This window comes from Burkholderia sp. NFPP32, assembly GCF_900119325.1.
GTDB lineage: Bacteria > Pseudomonadota > Gammaproteobacteria > Burkholderiales > Burkholderiaceae > Burkholderia > Burkholderia pyrrocinia_C.
Genome location: NZ_FPJP01000027.1, coordinates 72,741 through 88,241 on the forward strand (window position 1 = coordinate 72,741; position 15,501 = coordinate 88,241).

The window sequence follows — 15,501 nt, forward strand, 5'->3', positions numbered from 1 at the left end:
GTGCCGTGCGAACGGACACGCCCCGCGCGACACGCACCGTTCAGCCCGCGCGCTCGACCGGATGCGGTTCGCGCAGCCGGTTCGCAATGCGTGCGGCCTCGTAGTAGCCGGCCGCAGGCGGGCGTTTCAGATAGCGGCCCGCGCCGCGCACCGCGCGCAGGTCGCCGTCGGCCCATGCGAGCGCGCCGCGCGTGAGCGTGTGCGTCGCGACGCCCTGCACCGTCATTCCCTCGAACACGTTGAAGTCGACCTGCTGGTGGTGGGTCTTCACCGAGATCGTCTTCGTCGCGGCCGGATCCCACACGACGAGGTCGGCATCGGCGCCCACCTGCACGGCGCCCTTGCGCGGAAACAGGTTGAAGATCTGCGCGGCGTTCGTCGACGTGATCCGCACGAACTCGTTCGGCGTGATGCGGCCGCGATTCACGCCGTGATGCCACAGCACCGACATGCGATCCTCGACGCCGCCGCAGCCGTTCGGAATCCTCGTGAAATCGCCGCGACCCATCGCCTTCTGCGACGCGCAGAACACGCAGTGATCGGTTGCCGTCGTATGCAGCTGCCCCGACTGCAGCCCGCGCCACAGCGCTTCGCGATGCTCGGCCGAGCGGAACGGCGGGCTCATCACGTGTGCGGCCGCACGCGTCCAGTCCGGGTCGCGATAAACGGCCTCGTCGATCACCAGGTGGCCCGGCAGCACTTCGCCGAACACGCGCAGCCCTTCGCTGCGCGCGCGCGTGATCGCGTCGACCGCATCCTTCGCCGATACGTGCACGATATACACGGGCACGCCGAGCACCTGCGCGATGCGGATCGCGCGGTTTGCGGCCTCGCCTTCGACCTCCGGCGGACGCGACAGCGGATGCGCCTCCGGCCCCGTCATCCCGCGCGCGAGCAGCGCCTGCTGCAGCCGGAACACGAGCTCGCCGTTCTCCGCGTGCACGGTCGGCAGCGCGCCAAGTTCGAGCGAACGCGAGAAGCTGTTCACGAGGATCTCGTCATCGGCCATGATCGCGTTCTTGTACGCCATGAAGTGCTTGAAGCTCGACACGCCGTGCTCGCGCACGAGCGTGCCCATGTCGCGGTGCACGCTCTCGTCCCACCACGTCACCGCCACGTGGAAGCCGTAGTCGGCCGCCGCCTTCTCGGCCCAGCCGCGCCATTCGAGGAACGCGTCCATCAGCGGCTGCTTCGGGCTCGGGATCACGAAGTCGATGATGCTCGTCGTGCCGCCCGACAGCCCGGCGGCCGTGCCCGAGTAGAAATCGTCGCTCGCGGTCGTGCCCATGAACGGCAGTTCCATGTGCGTATGCGGATCGATGCCGCCCGGCATCACGTACTGGTCGTGCGCGTCGACGACGCTCGCGCCGGCCGGCGCGTCGATCTGCTCGGCGATCTGCAGGATCGTGCCGCCGTCCTGCGGGTCCGCGCAGAGCACGTCCGCGCGATAGGAGCGGTCCGCATCGACCACGGTGCCGCCGCGAATCAGGATTGCCATTTGGTTGCCTCCTCGTTGACTGTCGGGTTCCGCATGCGGTGCCGCGCGTCATGCGCTCGCGATCTGCGCGCGCTGTCCGGCGCGCCACTTCATCCAGGTACCGTACACGCCCGACGCCAGCACGAGGCCGACGAACCACGCGTACGTGTAAAGCGTGTTGAAGAACGCCGGCACGTTCGGAAACGACGCCGGAAATGCGGTGTGCAGGAAACCTGGCAGGTTCGGCAGCACGCCGACCGCGAGCGCGGCCAGTGCGGCCGGATTCCAGCCGCGCGCGTAGCTGAAGCCGCCGCGCTCGTCGAACAACGCGCGCGTGTCGAGCTGCGTGCCGCGAATCAGGAAGTAGTCGACCATCATGATGCCCGCGACGGGCCCGAGCAGCGCCGAATAACCGACGAGCCAGGTGAAGATATAACCGTCCGTCGTCGCGAGGATCTTCCACGGCATCATCACGATCGCGATCGTCGCGGTGATCATCCCGCCCGCGCGGTACGAGATGGCCTTCGGCCACAGGCTCGAGAAGTCGTACGCGGGGCCGACGAGATTCGCGGCGAGGTTGCAGCACATCGTGTCGAGCGTGAGGATCACGAGCGCGATGCCCACGCCGATGCCCGTCATCCGGCTCGTCAGGTCGATCGGGTCCCAGATCGCGTTGCCGTAGATCACGACGGTCGCCGACGTCACGACGACCGACACCACCGACAGCAGCGCCATCGGCAGCGGCAGCCCGATCGACTGCCCGATCATCTGGTCGCGCTGCGAATGCGCGAAGCGCGTGAAATCGGGAATGTTCAGCGCGAGCGTCGCCCAGAAGCCGACCATCGCGGTCAGGCCCGGCCAGAAGGTCGCCCAGAACAGCCCGGCCTTCTTGCCGCCCGCCGCGAACTGCGACGGCGCCGACAGCATCGAGCCGAAGCCGCCCGCCTTCGACGTCGCCCACCACACGAGCGCCACGCACATCACGACCTTGATCGGCGCGGACCAGCTCTCGAGCCAGCGGATCGAATCGGTGCCGTGCAGGATGAAGTAGATCTGCAGCGCCCAGAACACGAGGAAGCACGCGAGCTGCCCGAACGAGATGCCGACGACCGGCAGCGCCGCGCCATGCAGCGCGTTGCCGGTCAGGATGTTCAGCAGCGTGTAGATCGCGCTGCCGCCGAGCCAGGTCTGGATGCCGTACCAGCCGCACGCGACGATCGCGCGCAGCAGCGCCGGCAGCTTCGCGCCCTGCGTGCCGAACGACGCGCGCACGAGCACCGCGTATGGAATCCCGTGCTTCGCGCCCGCATGGCCGATCAGCAGCATCGGCACGAGCACGATCAGGTTGCCGAGCAGCACGGTCATCACCGCCTGCCACGGCGACATGCCTTCCTGGATCAGCCCGGCCGCAAGCATGTACGACGCGATGTTCATCACCATCCCGACCCATAGCGCGGCGAAGTGATACCACTTCCACGTGCGCTGCGCCGGCGTCGTCGGCGCGAGGTCGTCGTTGTACAGGCTGCCGCCCTGCGCCGCGGCGCTGTCGGAATCGGCGGGGGTCGCTGCTGGTTTCATCGAAGGCACTCCACGTAAACGTCAGCGCCGGCATCATGCGATGCCGGCTCACGGAAACGAAAAACAGCGGTGCCGGATCTTCCGCGCCGCCGGACGCAGGTCAAGCCGCCTTCGCGTGCTTCTCGGACGCCGCCGGGCTCGCTCCTGCATCGGTGCGCGCCGGATTGTTCGGATGCGTGGTCCAGTTCGCGTACTCGCCCGAATCGACGCGCTCCATCGTGATGCATTGCTCGACCGGACACACGTGCATGCAAAGATTGCACCCGACGCACTCCGAATCGATCACTTCGAAGTGGCGCACGCCGTCCTTCTCGCGCGTGATCGCCTGGTGCGACGTGTCCTCGCACGCGATATGGCACAGCCCGCACTGGATGCAGCGGTCCTGATCGATGCGCGCCTTGATGTCGTATTTCAGGTTCAGGTATTTCCAGTCGGTCACGTTCGGCACCGCGCGGCCGCGCACGTCGTCGAGCGTCGCGTAGCCCTTTTCGTCCATCCAGTTCGACAGCCCGTCGGCGAGATCCGACACGATCCGGAAGCCGTAATGCATCGCCGCGGTGCACACCTGCACGCTGCCGGCGCCGAGCACGATGAATTCGGCCGCGTCACGCCATGTCGAAATGCCGCCGATACCGGAGATCGGCAGGTTCGGCGTTTCCGGATCGCGCGCGATCTCCGCGACCATGTTCAGCGCGATCGGCTTGACCGCCGGGCCGCAATAGCCGCCGTGCGTACCCTTGCCGTCGACGGTCGGCATCGGCGCCATGTGGTCGAGATCGACCGCAACGATCGAGTTGATCGTGTTGATCAGCGACACGCCGTCCGCACCGCCCTTGTACGCGGCACGCGACCCCATGCGGATGTCGCTGATGTTCGGCGTGAGTTTCACGAGGCACGGCAGCTTCGTTCCCTCCTTGACCCAGCGCGTGACCATCTCGACATATTCGGGCACCTGCCCGACGGCCGCGCCCATCCCGCGCTCGCTCATCCCGTGCGGGCAGCCGAAGTTCAGCTCGACCGCGTCGGCGCCCGTATCCTCGACGAGCGGCAGGATCCATTTCCAGTCGCGCTCGTTGCACGGCACCATCAGCGACACGATCAGCGCGCGGTCCGGCCAGTCGCGCTTGACCTGCGCGATCTCTCTCAGGTTCACGTCGAGCGGACGGTCGGTGATCAGCTCGATGTTGTTCAGCCCCGCGATGCGCTGGCCGTTCCACTGCACGGCGCCGTAGCGCGAGCTGACGTTGACGACGTGCGGATCGAGCCCGAGCGTCTTCCACACGACGCCGCCCCAGCCCGCCTCGAACGCGCGGTTGACGTTGTAGGCCTTGTCGGTCGGCGGCGCGGACGCGAGCCAGAAGGGATTCGGCGAAGTGATGCCCGCGATGGTGCAGCGAAGGTCGGCCATGTTCGGCTCCGTGAAAGTGGGGTCGTTGTCGTGGAGTGGATGCGTGCGCTGGCGCCTATGCGGCCTGCGCGTCGCGCAGCGCGAGCGCCGCGTCGATCGACGCGGCCGCGCGCTTGCCGTCCTGCACGGCCTGCACCGTGAGGTCGATGCCGTCCGTCGCCGCGCAATCGCCGCCGGCCCATATGTCGGGCAGTGCCGTGCGCCCGTCCGCGTCCACCGCGATACGCGTGCCGTCCGCCGTCAGCAACGCGGCCGCGATGCCGTCGGGCACCAGCGTCTGGCCGATCGCCTTCAGCACCATGTCCGCGTCGACGGTGAAGCGCTCGCCCGATGCCGCTTCAAACTCGACGCCCGTCACCTGCCCGTTTGCGCCCGCGATGCGCACCGGCTTCGCGTGCGTGACGAGCGTGACGCCGCTCTTCTGCGCGAACTCGCGTTCGGCCCACGTCGCGCTCATCGCCTCCACGCCGCGCCGGTACACCATCGTCACGCGCTCGGCGCCGAGCTTGCGGCTCTGCACGGCCGCATCGATGGCCGTATTGCCGCCGCCGATCACGACCACGCGCCGCCCGACCGGCACGTTCTCCAGCCCGTCGGCCTGCCGCACCTGCTCGATGAAGTCGACCGCGTTCATCACGCCGGCCAGTTGCTCACCGTCGATCGCGAGCGCGCGCACGCCGCCGAGGCCCATCGCGAGAAACACTGCGTCGTGCTGCTCGCGCAGCGTGTCGAGCGTCATGTCGCGTCCGAGCGCAACACCCGTTTTCAGCGTGATGCCGCCGACCGACAGCAGCCATTCGACTTCACGCTGCGCGAAATCGTCGACCGTCTTGTACGCGGCGATCCCGTATTCGTCGAGGCCACCAGCCTTCGGGCGCGCGTCGAACAGCGTCACGCGGTGCCCGGCGAGCGCGAGCCGGTGCGCGCACGCGAGCCCGGCCGGCCCCGCGCCGACCACCGCGACATGGCGGCCCGTATCGGGCGCACGCGTAAAACGCACCGCACCGGTTGCCATCGCCCAGTCGGTCGCGTGCCGCTGCAGCGCGCCGATCGCGACCGGCTGCGCATCCTGATGGTTGCGCACGCATGCGCCTTCGCACAGGATCTCGGTCGGGCACACGCGTGCGCACATGCCGCCGAGCGGATTCGCGGACAGGATGTCGGTCGCGGCGCCTTTCAGGTTGCCGTTGCCGATCTTGCGGATGAAGCTCGGGATGTCGATCTGCGTCGGGCACGCGTGCACGCACGGCGCGTCGTAGCAGTAGTGGCAGCGGCTGGCAGCGGCCGCCGCGGCAGTCGGATCGAGCAGCGGCGCGATATCGGCGAATTCGCACGAGAGTTGCGTGGACGACAGGCGATGCGCGGCGATATCGCCGGTTGGCTTGGTGGTCATACGCGTTCCTTCGACTGGGTGGAGACAAAGCCATCCCCGCCGGCTGCGAATGCACAGTCGGGGCGGTCATGCTGAGGAATCCTGCGGTCAGGCGATGCGCAGCCTGCCGGCTGCTACGGTCGATTCGTCATGAAGCCGGCTCGCATGCGCGGGACAGCATCGCGTGCAGCAGCACGTTCGCGCCGGCCTCGATCCACGCGGGCGTCGCGTCCTCGATCTCGTTGTGGCTGATGCCGTCGACGCACGGTACGAACACCATCGACGTCGGCGCGACCTGCGCCAGATAGCATGCGTCGTGCCCCGCGCCCGACACGATGTCGCGGTGCGAGTAGCCGAAGCGATCGGCCGCGTCACGCACGGCCGCCACGCACGCCGCATCGAACGCGACGGGCTTGTAGTAGAAAATCTGCTCGAGTTCCGTTTCGAGCCCGATGCCGGCCGCGATGCGCGCGACGCCGTCGCGCAGCGCGGTGTCCATCTGCGCGAGCACGGCGTCGTCAGGATGACGAAAATCGACGGTGAAGAACACGCGGCCGGGAATCACGTTGCGCGAGTTCGGATGGATCTGCATCATGCCGACCGTCGCGCAGCCGAACGGCGCATGATCGAGGCCGATCCGGTTGACGAGATCGACCACGCGCGACGCGCCGAGCAGCGCGTCGCGGCGGCGCGGCATCGGCGTCGGCCCCGCATGCGCTTCCTGGCCGGTGAACGTGATCTCGTACCAGCGCTGCCCCTGCGCATCGGTCACGACACCGATCGTCTTGCACTCCGCTTCGAGAATCGGCCCCTGCTCGATATGCAGTTCGAACGCCGCGTGCAGCTTGCGGCCGCCGCACGGCACGTCGCCCGCGTAGCCGATGCGCGCCAGCTCCTCGCCGATCGTCTTGCCGTCGACGTCCTTGCGCGACAGCCCGTATTCGAGCGGGAACACGCCCGCGAACACACCGGACGCGACCATCGCGGGCGCGAAGCGCGAGCCCTCCTCGTTGGTCCAGATCACGACCTCGACCGGATGCTCGGTTTCGATCCCGTGATCGTTGAGACTGCGAATCACCTCGAGGCCGCCGAGCACGCCGTAGATGCCGTCGAAGCGGCCGCCCGTCGGCTGCGAATCCGCGTGCGAGCCCGTGACGACCGGCGCCGCGTCCGCCACGCGGCCCGCGCGGCGCATGAACACGTTGCCCATCGTATCGACCGTCACCGTGCAGCCGGCGGCCTTCGCCCAGCCGACGATCAGGTCGCGGCCGGCCTTGTCGAGATCGGTCAGCGCGAGGCGACACACGCCGCCTTTCGGCGTCGCGCCGATCTTCGCGACTTCCATCAGGCTGTCCCACAACCGCTTGCCGTCGACCTTGATCGACGGGTCGAAGACCGGCCGCTTCACTGTTTCCGATACCGCGTTCATTCGCATCGCTCCTGTGGGGTCGGTGATGTCGTCAGCCCGGTCTGTGCCGGTGCGTGCAATGCCTGTTTCGGGGCAGATCCGCCCAAGCGCGGTGCATGTCCCGGTCGTGCGCGAAGTTCGTCCGACGAATCGCCGGAACCGCTTTCCGTCGCTCGCCGAATCCTGTCCGATTGGACAGGTTTTAGACGATCAAAATGACCAAAGCAATGTCTTTCTTGCGTGGATCGATAGAGCGAGAAACGTGCCATCGCAACGCAGCATCGCTGCGGATGCGCAGCGTCCGCAAGCGTGCGTTCGACGCAAATCAGCGGCTAGAATGAAGCCCAACGCGGCATGCCCGCCGCGCGAGGGTAACGATGAGACATGACGAGGCGGCAGCCGAAGCGACCGACAGCGACGAAACGTCCGCGCCTTTGCGGCGACGCAAAGCGCACATCCGCGAGTCCAACGAAGCGCATCTGCTTGCCTGTGCGGAAGCCGTGTTCGCGGAGCGCGGGCTCGACGGCGCGAGCACCGCGATGATCGCGGAACGCGCCGGCCTGCCGAAGGCAAACGTGCATTACTACTTCCCGACGAAGCTCGCGCTGTACCGCCGCGTGCTCGACGACCTGTTCGAGGACTGGCATCGCGCGGCCGGCTCGTTCGAGGCCGGCGACGATCCGGTGAAAGCGATCGGCGGCTACGTGCGCGCGAAGATGGATCTGTCGCGGCGGCGCCCGCTCGGCTCGAAGGTCTGGGCCAACGAGATCATCCATGGCGCGGAGCACATGCAGGACATCCTGTCGCAACGCGTGAAGCCGTGGTTCGACACGCGCGTGAAGGTCATCGACGGCTGGATCGCGCGCGGGCTGCTCGCGCCGATCGACGCGCATGCGCTGATGTACCTGATCTGGGCGACCACGCAGCACTATGCGGATTTCGATGCGCAGATCCGCGCGCTGAGCGGCAAGCGCGCGTTCACGCGAAAGGCGTTCGACGAGAAGACCGAGCAGGTCGTGCAGCTCGTGATACGCGCATGCGGCGCGGTGTCGCCGAACGCGAAACCATAGCGCAACCGCGGCGAGCCGCCGAATAAAAAACGGGCGACGAGCACCACGCAGGCGTTTCCTGCGCGATACCCGTCGCCCGCGTCGCAGCGTGCGCGTTATGCGTTACACGTTACGCGATGCGCTCGATCGCGATGGCCGTCGCCTCGCCGCCGCCGATGCACAGCGACGCGACGCCGCGTTTCAAGCCATACGTTTCGAGCGCTGCCAGCAGCGTCACCATCACGCGCGCGCCCGATGCGCCGATCGGATGTCCGAGCGCGCACGCGCCGCCGTGCACGTTGACCTTCTCGTGCGGCAGGCCGAGATCGCGCATCGCGGCCATCGGCACCACCGCGAACGCTTCGTTGATCTCGAACAGATCGACGTCGCGCAGGTTCCAGCCGGTTTTCTCCGACAGCTTGCGCAGCGCGCCGACCGGCGCGGTCGCGAACAGGCCCGGCTTGTCCGCGTAAGTCGAATGCCCGACGATCACGGCCTTCGGCGCGAGGCCCAGGCGTTCCGCTTCCGAGCGGCGCATCATCACCAGCGCCACGGCACCGTCCGAAATCGACGACGCGTTCGCAGCCGTCACCGTGCCGCCTTCGCGGAATGCCGGCTTCAGCGTCGGGATCTTGTCGAGCTTCGCCTTGCCCGGCTGCTCGTCGATCGACACGACCGCTTCGGTCTTGCCGGCCTTCACGGTCACCGGCGCGATCTCCGACACGAAATGCCCTTCGGCGATCGCGCGTTGCGCGCGCGTCAGCGACGCGATCGCAAACGCATCCTGCGCTTCGCGCGTGAACTGGTACGCCTGCGCGCAATCCTCGGCGAACGTGCCCATCAGGCGGCCTTTTTCATACGCGTCCTCGAGCCCGTCGAGGAACATGTGGTCGAGCACCTGGCCGTGGCCCATCCGCATCCCCGCGCGCGCTTTCGGCAGCAGGTACGGCGCATTCGTCATGCTTTCCATCCCGCCCGCGACGGCCACGCCCGCCGAACCTGCCAGCAGCAGGTCGTGCGCGAACATCGCCGCCTTCATCCCCGAGCCGCACATCTTGTTGACCGTGGTCGCGCCCGCCCCGAGCGGCAGCCCGGCCTTCAGCGCGGCCTGCCGCGCCGGCGCCTGGCCCTGCCCGGCCGGCAGCACGCAGCCGAACACGATTTCATCGATGCGTTCGGCCGGCACGTTCGCACGCTCGAGCGCCGCGCGAATCGCTACCGCGCCGAGCTCGCTCGCGCTGGCCGCGGCAAGGTCGCCCTGGAAGCCACCCATCGGCGTACGCGCCATACCAACGATTACGATCGGATCCTGAGTCGTCATGATTCGCTTCCTCCAGTGTCAGCGCGGTGCCATGCGCAACGCGCCATCGAGACGGATGACTTCGCCGTTCAGCATCGTGTTCTCGGCGATGTGGCGTACCAGCGCCGCAAATTCTTCCGGGCGGCCGAGCCGCGGCGGGAACGGCACGCTCTTGCCTAGCGCATCCTGCACGTCCTGCGGCATGCCGGCCATCATCGGCGTCGCGAAGATGCCGGGCGCGATCGTCACGACACGAATGCCGAACCGCGCGAGTTCGCGCGCGATCGGCAGCGTCATGCCCACCACGCCGCTCTTCGACGCCGCATACGCGGCCTGCCCGATCTGCCCGTCGAACGCCGCGACCGACGCGGTGTTGACGATCACGCCGCGCTCGCCTTCCGCGTCGGCGTCCTGCTTCGACATCGCTTCGGCGGCCAGCCGGATCATGTTGAACGTGCCGACGAGATTGATCGACACCGCGCGCGCGAAGCGGTCCAGCGAGTGCGGACCGTCGCGGCCGACGACCTTCTCGCCGGGCGCGACGCCCGCGCAGTTGACGAGCGCGTCGATGCGGCCGAACGCATCGCGCGCGGCGGCCACGGCCGCCTGCCCGTCGGTTTCGCTCGTCACGTCGGTCTTCACGAAGCGCGCGGCCGCGCCGAGTTCGTGCGCGAGGCTCGCACCGGCATCGTCATTGACGTCCAGCAATACGGCCTTGCCGCCTTCCGCGACGACCATGCGCGCCACCGCGGCGCCGAGGCCAGAGCCGGCGCCCGTAATCAGAAAAACGCGATCCTTGATATTCATTAGCAATCCGTATTCAGGGTTGAGCGGCCTTCTCGGCTTCCATCTTGCGCAACACGAAGCGCTGGATCTTGCCGCTCGGGGTTTTCGGCAACGCGTCGACGAAGTCGATCGCGCGAGGATAGGCGTGGGCGGACAGCCGCCGCTTCACGTGCTGGCTCAGTTCCTCGGCCAGCGCCGGCGTGCCGTCGATGCCCTTCGACAGCACGACGAATGCCTTGACGATCTCCGTGCGCTCCGGATCGGGCACGCCGATCACGGCGGCTTCGCTGACGGCAGGATGCTCGATCAGCGCGCTTTCCACGTCGAACGGGCCGATCCGGTAGCCGGACGACGTGATCACGTCGTCCGCGCGGCCGATGAAGCTCACGGTGCCGTCCGGCTCGAGTTCGACGTTGTCGCCGGTCCGGTAGTAGCCGCCCGCGATCGCCGGCGTGTCCTGCTGCCAGTAGCCGTGGAACCACAGCAGCGGCGAGCGCGCGATGTCGATCGCGAGGTTGCCCGGCTCGCCGGGGCCGAGCTCGCGGCTCGCTTCGTCGAGCACCGCGACGCGATAGCCGGGCATCGCCAAGCCGGCCGAGCCGGCGTGCACGACGTGCGCGAGGCCGTGATGATTGTTCACGACCATCCCGAGTTCGGTCTGGCCGTAGTGATCGTAGATCGGCGCGCCGAGCGCCGCGTCGAACCAGCGCACGACTTCCGGGTTCAGCGGCTCGCCCGCGCTGCTGACCACGCGCAGCTTGCCCTTCACGCGCGCCGCTGCTTCCGTACCGGCCGCCATCAGCATCCGGTACGCGGTCGGCGAGCCGGCAAGGCTCGTGATGCCGAGCCGTTCGATCACGTCGTACGTGCTGTCGACCGTGAAGCCGCCCTCGTAGAGCGTCGTCGCGTGGCCGAGCAACAGCGGGCCTGTGATCGCGTAATAAAGGCCATACGCCCAGCCCGGATCGGCGATGTTCCAGAACCGGTCGCCTTCGCGCAGGTCGACCGCGTCGCGCATGTATGCGCCGAACGCGAGCAGCGCGCGCAGCGGCACCGGCACGCCCTTCGGCAAGCCCGTCGTGCCCGACGTCGACATCATCATGAACAGGTCCGTGCCCTTGCGCAGCACCGGCTCGAACGTGTCGGGCTGCGTGTCGAGCGCCGCGCGGAAATCGATGTCGCGTTCCGACAGCGGCTCGCCCGGCGCGCGCACCGTCGCAACCGGCGGGCAATCGGCAATCTCGTCGAGCTTGGCGCGATTCGCGACGTTGGTCACGACCAGGCGCGCGGCGCTCATCCGCAGGCGGTGCTCGATCGCCTTCGGGCCGAACGCGGTGAACAGCGGCTGATAGACGGCGCCCGCGCGCCACGTGCCGAGGATCGTCGCGACGAGCTCGGGCGTGCGCGGCAACAGGCCTGCCACCACGTCGCCCGGCTTCACGCCTTGCGCGACCAGCAGGTTCGCCACGCGTGCCGACAGCGCCTGCATCTGCGCGAACGTGAAGCGGCGGTGCTGCCCGCCCGCGTCGATCCAGTCGAGCGCGATCGCGTCCGCCGATGCGTGCCGGTCGCAGCATTCGACACATGCGTTCAGGCCGCGCTCCAGGTCGCCGTGCAGATGCGCGGCGGCGGTCTCGATACTGAACCGGGCCACGGCGTCGGCGTAAGCCGGCACCGCCCGGGCGGTTGCTCCATCAGGCATGCGTGTCTCCTGTACGTTATGGCCGCCGGCGAGCCAGCGGCACGACGGGGATATATCGATAGTAGACAGCCGGCACATTGCAATCAATGACAAACAGAATCTAGAATCGTGATCGCTTTTGCCATGTCGGGAGGACGGAGGGAAATGGGGCCGCAGATGATTTCGCCGGATTTCGTCGACGACGCGCTCGCTTGCCTGCGCCGGCAGCGCATCGCGACCGAGCCCGTGCTGCGCGCCGCCGGCCTGCCGGCCATCGTGCGCGAGCCCGTCACGCCGCAACAGTACGGCCGCCTGTGGCTCGCGATCGCCGGTACGATCGACGACGAATTCTTCGGGCTCGCCGCGCGCCCGATGCGGCAAGGCAGCTTCAAGCTGCTGTGCCACGCGGTGCTGCACGCCGGCACGCTCGACCAGGCGCTGCGGCGGGCGCTGCAGTTCCTGCGCGTGGTGCTCGACGAGCCGCACGGCGAGCTCGTCGTGGCCGACGGGCAGGCGCAGATCGTGCTGACGCAGTCGGGCACACCGTATCCGGCATTCGCATACCGGACGTTCTGGCTGATCCTGCTCGGCGTCGCGTGCTGGCTGACCGGCCGGCGCATCCCGCTGCAGCGCATCGATTTCGCGTGCCCGAGCCCCGACCAGCGCAGCGACTATCACCAGTTCTTCGGCGTGCCCGTGCATTTCGACCGCCCCGACAGCCGGCTCGCATTCAACGCCGCGTATCTCGCGCTGCCGACGATCCGCTCCGCGCAGGCGCTGAAGACCTTCCTGCGCGGCGCGCCCGGCAACCTGCTGGTCCGCTACCGGCACGACACGGGCTGGGTCGCGAAGACGCGTGCGCACCTGAAGGCGCTGCCCGCCGCCGAGTGGCCCGACTTCGATTCGCTGGCTGTGCGCCTCGGCACGACGCCCGCGACGCTGCGGCGGCGTTTGCGCAGTGAAGGGCAGAGCTTCGCTGCGATCAAGGACGAGTTGCGCGGCGCGCTGGCCCAGTCGCTGCTGCGCGGGCACGCGCTCAGCGTCGCGGAGATCGCGGCCGAGCTCGGTTTCACCGAGCCAAGCGCATTTCATCGCGCGTTCCGCAAATGGACGGGCATGAGCCCCGGCGCGTTCCGGCGAGACGTGCATGCGGCGAATCCGGAACCTTGAATCGCGTGTCGATGATGCGGGTCGTACGCAGCGGATACAGAGCCCCCGTCACGCGACGCTGATAACGATGTGAAGCGCCGGCGGCTGTCCGCGACCGATGCCCAACGGCAAACGACCGACAAACCACCACCGCTCCCGTACCGATGCAAGGTTATTTCTATTCATTCGGCCGTCGTGCAGCGGGTGCTCCAGCTGCTTCACGATCCCGGTGCCGCTTGTTTGGGTTCGTTTGCGTTTGACCGCATCGGTCGCCGGCATCGGCATTCCGGTGCAATGCACCGCGTGACTGCCCGCGGCGCTGCCCGGGGCGACATTGCGCCCCGACCCTTCCGGCCACATACTGGTCAGCCTGCGCGAACAAGGTTGCGTCGATGGTGAGAGTCGATCAGGATGCCGCTTCGTTCTTTGGCGTTATCGGAACTGCCGTGTCTTTGCTGGCAGCGATTCCGTATGCGCTCGCGATCTACCGGCGCACCGTTCGTCCGCATCTGTTCACGTGGCTCGTGTGGTCGATCGTCACGGCGATCGCGGCCGCCGGCCAGTTCGTCGCGGGTGCGGGGCCGTCCGCATGGTGCACGGCGGCGATTGCCGCCACGTGCTTCCTGACGCTGGTGGCCAGCATTTTTCGCGGCGAACGCGGCTGGACAGCCATCGACTGGTTTTTCCTGTGCGCAGCCCTTTCGGCCATTCCGCTCTGGATGCTGACCGACGATCCGACGGTCTCGATCTGCCTGGTCACGCTGATCGAGCTTGCCGGTCTCGGCCCGACCGTCCGCAAGACGATCCGCGATCCGTGGAGCGAGAGCCTCGCCTATTTCGCGCTGTGCGTGCTCAAGTACGCGCTGGCGTTGCTGGCACTGAGCACGTGGAGCATCGCTGTTGCGTTCTATCCGGCCGTCAACATCATCGCGTCGATCAGCATCTGCCTGGTCATGCTGGTTCGACGTCAATCGCTGTCGAACGCGCGGTAGGCTCTTTCCGTCGCCGCAGTGTTCGGGACGCGTTGCGTGCTGCAACAGGTCACCGCCGCGGAACCACAAGCCTTCAGAGATGGTGAGAGGTCCCGATATGGATGCAATCAGTACAGTAATCGAACCCTACGAAACCGCGCTTCGTGCTGCGATGCTGGCCAACGATGTCGACGCTCTCGATGCGTTGCTGGACGACGATCTGGTGTTCACCGTCCCGACCGGCCAGGTCATCTCGAAGAAGGACGATCTGTCCACGCATCGCGCGAAACTGCTGCGCCTCGACAGACTCGATTTCCTCGAAACGCGGGCATGCGAGATCGGCGAGATGATCCTGACCACGACAAAGGCAACGCTCGCCGGCCGTTTTGACGGCGCTGCATTCGACGGCACATTTGCCTATACGCGCCTGTGGCGTCGATCGGGCGCCGGCTGGCGCGTCGTCGCCGGGCATGCATCGCAGATCATGTAACCCTCGCCGGATGGGTGAGGGCGGGGTAAGCGATATAGCTCACCATGTCACGCTCAAAAGAACCGAGGCGACCGGCAGTCGTGAGTAGAGTTGCTGTTGATGCGATGAAAGTAGCACGCTACCTCTTGCCCGGCGCGCCCCGCATTTCCGCCGCGCCAATGCAAAAACCCCCGCCTTTCGGGCGGGGGTTTCTGGCTAAGGGAGCCTGACGATTACCTACTTTCACACGGGAATCCGCACTATCATCGGCGTAGAGTCGTTTCACGGTCCTGTTCGGGATGGGAAGGGGTGGGACCGACTCGCTATGGTCATCAGGCAAAGGGGGTTGTTGTGCTGGCTTCGCAGCACAACCAATCCGGGAAGAAGCAGTAATCTTGGGTTGTGAGCTGTATCTCACACGTACGCGGTACTTCAACCGTCCTACGTCGAGTGCCTCGCACTCGACGTTCGACATTCGTAAGCGCTGAAGCGCTAACGGCTATCGAGACAGACTTGTTATAGGATCAAGCCTTACGGGCAATTAGTATCAGTTAGCTGAACGCATTACTGCGCTTACACACCTGACCTATCAACGTCCTGGTCTCGAACGACCCTTCAAGGGGATCTAGTCCCCAGGGATATCTCATCTTAAGGCGAGTTTCCCGCTTAGATGCTTTCAGCGGTTATCTCTTCCGAACATAGCTACCCGGCGATGCCACTGGCGTGACAACCGGTACACCAGAGGTTCGTCCACTCCGGTCCTCTCGTACTAGGAGCAGCCCCCTTCAAATATCCAACGCCCACGGCAGATAGGGACCAAACTGTCTCACGACGTTTTAAACCCAGCTCACGT

The 15,501-nt window shown here is 67.0% G+C and carries 13 protein-coding genes and 2 rRNA genes; 4 read left to right on the forward strand and 11 right to left on the reverse strand.

The genetic code is table 11. The annotated features are described in order from the left end of the window. Positions 1–40 precede the first annotated feature (40 nt). The 5 genes from hydA to BT264_RS32190 all read right to left on the reverse strand — a co-directional run bounded on the left by hydA (position 41) and on the right by BT264_RS32190 (position 7,264). Positions 41–1,498, reverse strand: a complete 1,458-nt coding sequence (gene hydA / locus BT264_RS32170; RefSeq protein ID WP_072444027.1) for a dihydropyrimidinase — start codon at positions 1,496–1,498, stop codon at positions 41–43. Positions 1,499–1,546: 48 nt separating this feature from the next. Continuing rightward, the gene (locus BT264_RS32175; protein ID WP_072444029.1) at positions 1,547–3,055 is read right to left on the reverse strand and encodes an NCS1 family nucleobase:cation symporter-1; all 1,509 of its coding nucleotides are present in this window, start codon (positions 3,053–3,055) and stop codon (positions 1,547–1,549) included. Positions 3,056–3,155: 100 nt separating this feature from the next. Then, complete coding sequence (gene preA, locus BT264_RS32180; RefSeq protein ID WP_072444031.1) at positions 3,156–4,463, reverse strand: NAD-dependent dihydropyrimidine dehydrogenase subunit PreA; 1,308 nt, start codon at positions 4,461–4,463, stop codon at positions 3,156–3,158. A 55-nt stretch (positions 4,464–4,518) separates the two neighbouring features. After that, on the reverse strand, positions 4,519–5,856 hold the full coding sequence (locus tag BT264_RS32185; protein ID WP_072444032.1) for an NAD(P)-dependent oxidoreductase: 1,338 nt from the start codon (positions 5,854–5,856) through the stop codon (positions 4,519–4,521). 127 nt (positions 5,857–5,983) lie between these two features. Continuing rightward, on the reverse strand, positions 5,984–7,264 hold the full coding sequence (locus BT264_RS32190; protein ID WP_072444034.1) for a Zn-dependent hydrolase: 1,281 nt from the start codon (positions 7,262–7,264) through the stop codon (positions 5,984–5,986). A 356-nt stretch (positions 7,265–7,620) separates the two neighbouring features. Here BT264_RS32190 and BT264_RS32195 point away from each other — a divergent pair, with 356 nt between their 5' ends. Beyond that, positions 7,621–8,313 carry a TetR/AcrR family transcriptional regulator gene (locus tag BT264_RS32195; RefSeq protein ID WP_072444036.1) on the forward strand — a complete coding sequence of 231 codons (693 nt, stop codon included), beginning with the start codon at positions 7,621–7,623 and terminating at the stop codon, positions 8,311–8,313. 109 nt (positions 8,314–8,422) lie between these two features. Here BT264_RS32195 and BT264_RS32200 read toward each other — a convergent pair whose 3' ends face one another. Genes BT264_RS32200 through BT264_RS32210 form a run of 3 tightly spaced genes read right to left on the reverse strand, consistent with a single transcriptional unit; the run spans position 8,423 to position 12,080 of the window. Next, positions 8,423–9,613, reverse strand: a complete 1,191-nt coding sequence (locus BT264_RS32200) for an acetyl-CoA C-acyltransferase (RefSeq protein ID WP_072444038.1) — start codon at positions 9,611–9,613, stop codon at positions 8,423–8,425. Between the two features lie 18 nt (positions 9,614–9,631). Further along, complete coding sequence (locus BT264_RS32205) at positions 9,632–10,399, reverse strand: 3-hydroxyacyl-CoA dehydrogenase (RefSeq protein ID WP_072444040.1); 768 nt, start codon at positions 10,397–10,399, stop codon at positions 9,632–9,634. Positions 10,400–10,412: 13 nt separating this feature from the next. Continuing rightward, a complete protein-coding gene (locus BT264_RS32210; RefSeq protein WP_072444065.1) occupies positions 10,413–12,080 on the reverse strand; it encodes an acyl-CoA synthetase in 1,668 nt (555 codons plus the stop codon). A gap of 144 nt (positions 12,081–12,224) precedes the next feature. Between BT264_RS32210 and BT264_RS32220 the strand changes: the two genes are divergently transcribed. Next, positions 12,225–13,229: an AraC family transcriptional regulator gene (locus BT264_RS32220; RefSeq protein ID WP_072444042.1), complete on the forward strand. Its 1,005-nt coding sequence runs from the start codon at positions 12,225–12,227 to the stop codon at positions 13,227–13,229. A gap of 48 nt (positions 13,230–13,277) precedes the next feature. Here BT264_RS32220 and BT264_RS38705 read toward each other — a convergent pair whose 3' ends face one another. Next, on the reverse strand, positions 13,278–13,487 hold the full coding sequence (locus tag BT264_RS38705; RefSeq protein ID WP_143155790.1) for a hypothetical protein: 210 nt from the start codon (positions 13,485–13,487) through the stop codon (positions 13,278–13,280). A 113-nt stretch (positions 13,488–13,600) separates the two neighbouring features. Here BT264_RS38705 and BT264_RS32225 point away from each other — a divergent pair, with 113 nt between their 5' ends. Together BT264_RS32225 and BT264_RS32230 are read left to right on the forward strand one after the other, a co-directional pair. Next, positions 13,601–14,200: a hypothetical protein gene (locus BT264_RS32225; protein ID WP_072444044.1), complete on the forward strand. Its 600-nt coding sequence runs from the start codon at positions 13,601–13,603 to the stop codon at positions 14,198–14,200. Positions 14,201–14,297: 97 nt separating this feature from the next. Continuing rightward, a complete protein-coding gene (locus BT264_RS32230; protein ID WP_072444046.1) occupies positions 14,298–14,669 on the forward strand; it encodes a nuclear transport factor 2 family protein in 372 nt (123 codons plus the stop codon). A gap of 203 nt (positions 14,670–14,872) precedes the next feature. On the opposite strand, the gene rrf is transcribed toward BT264_RS32230, so the two are convergent. Continuing rightward, positions 14,873–14,985, reverse strand: a 5S ribosomal RNA gene (gene rrf / locus BT264_RS32235). 183 nt (positions 14,986–15,168) lie between these two features. After that, positions 15,169–15,501: ribosomal RNA gene (locus BT264_RS32240) — 23S ribosomal RNA — on the reverse strand; the annotation flags it as partial.

Bases quoted from the DNA above. Each gene is read 5' to 3' on its own strand.
- preA (WP_072444031.1), bottom strand. From the start codon at position 4,463: ATGGCCGACCTTCGCTGCACCATCGCGGGCATCACTTCGCCGAATCCC.
- BT264_RS32175 (WP_072444029.1), bottom strand. From the start codon at position 3,055: ATGAAACCAGCAGCGACCCCCGCCGATTCCGACAGCGCCGCGGCGCAG.
- BT264_RS38705 (WP_143155790.1), bottom strand. From the start codon at position 13,487: ATGCCGGCGACCGATGCGGTCAAACGCAAACGAACCCAAACAAGCGGC.
- hydA (WP_072444027.1), bottom strand. From the start codon at position 1,498: ATGGCAATCCTGATTCGCGGCGGCACCGTGGTCGATGCGGACCGCTCC.
- BT264_RS32225 (WP_072444044.1), top strand. From the start codon at position 13,601: ATGGTGAGAGTCGATCAGGATGCCGCTTCGTTCTTTGGCGTTATCGGA.
- BT264_RS32195 (WP_072444036.1), top strand. From the start codon at position 7,621: ATGAGACATGACGAGGCGGCAGCCGAAGCGACCGACAGCGACGAAACG.
- BT264_RS32230 (WP_072444046.1), top strand. From the start codon at position 14,298: ATGGATGCAATCAGTACAGTAATCGAACCCTACGAAACCGCGCTTCGT.
- BT264_RS32200 (WP_072444038.1), bottom strand. From the start codon at position 9,613: ATGACGACTCAGGATCCGATCGTAATCGTTGGTATGGCGCGTACGCCG.
- BT264_RS32210 (WP_072444065.1), bottom strand. From the start codon at position 12,080: ATGCCTGATGGAGCAACCGCCCGGGCGGTGCCGGCTTACGCCGACGCC.
- BT264_RS32185 (WP_072444032.1), bottom strand. From the start codon at position 5,856: ATGACCACCAAGCCAACCGGCGATATCGCCGCGCATCGCCTGTCGTCC.
- BT264_RS32205 (WP_072444040.1), bottom strand. From the start codon at position 10,399: ATGAATATCAAGGATCGCGTTTTTCTGATTACGGGCGCCGGCTCTGGC.
- BT264_RS32220 (WP_072444042.1), top strand. From the start codon at position 12,225: ATGGGGCCGCAGATGATTTCGCCGGATTTCGTCGACGACGCGCTCGCT.
- BT264_RS32190 (WP_072444034.1), bottom strand. From the start codon at position 7,264: ATGAACGCGGTATCGGAAACAGTGAAGCGGCCGGTCTTCGACCCGTCG.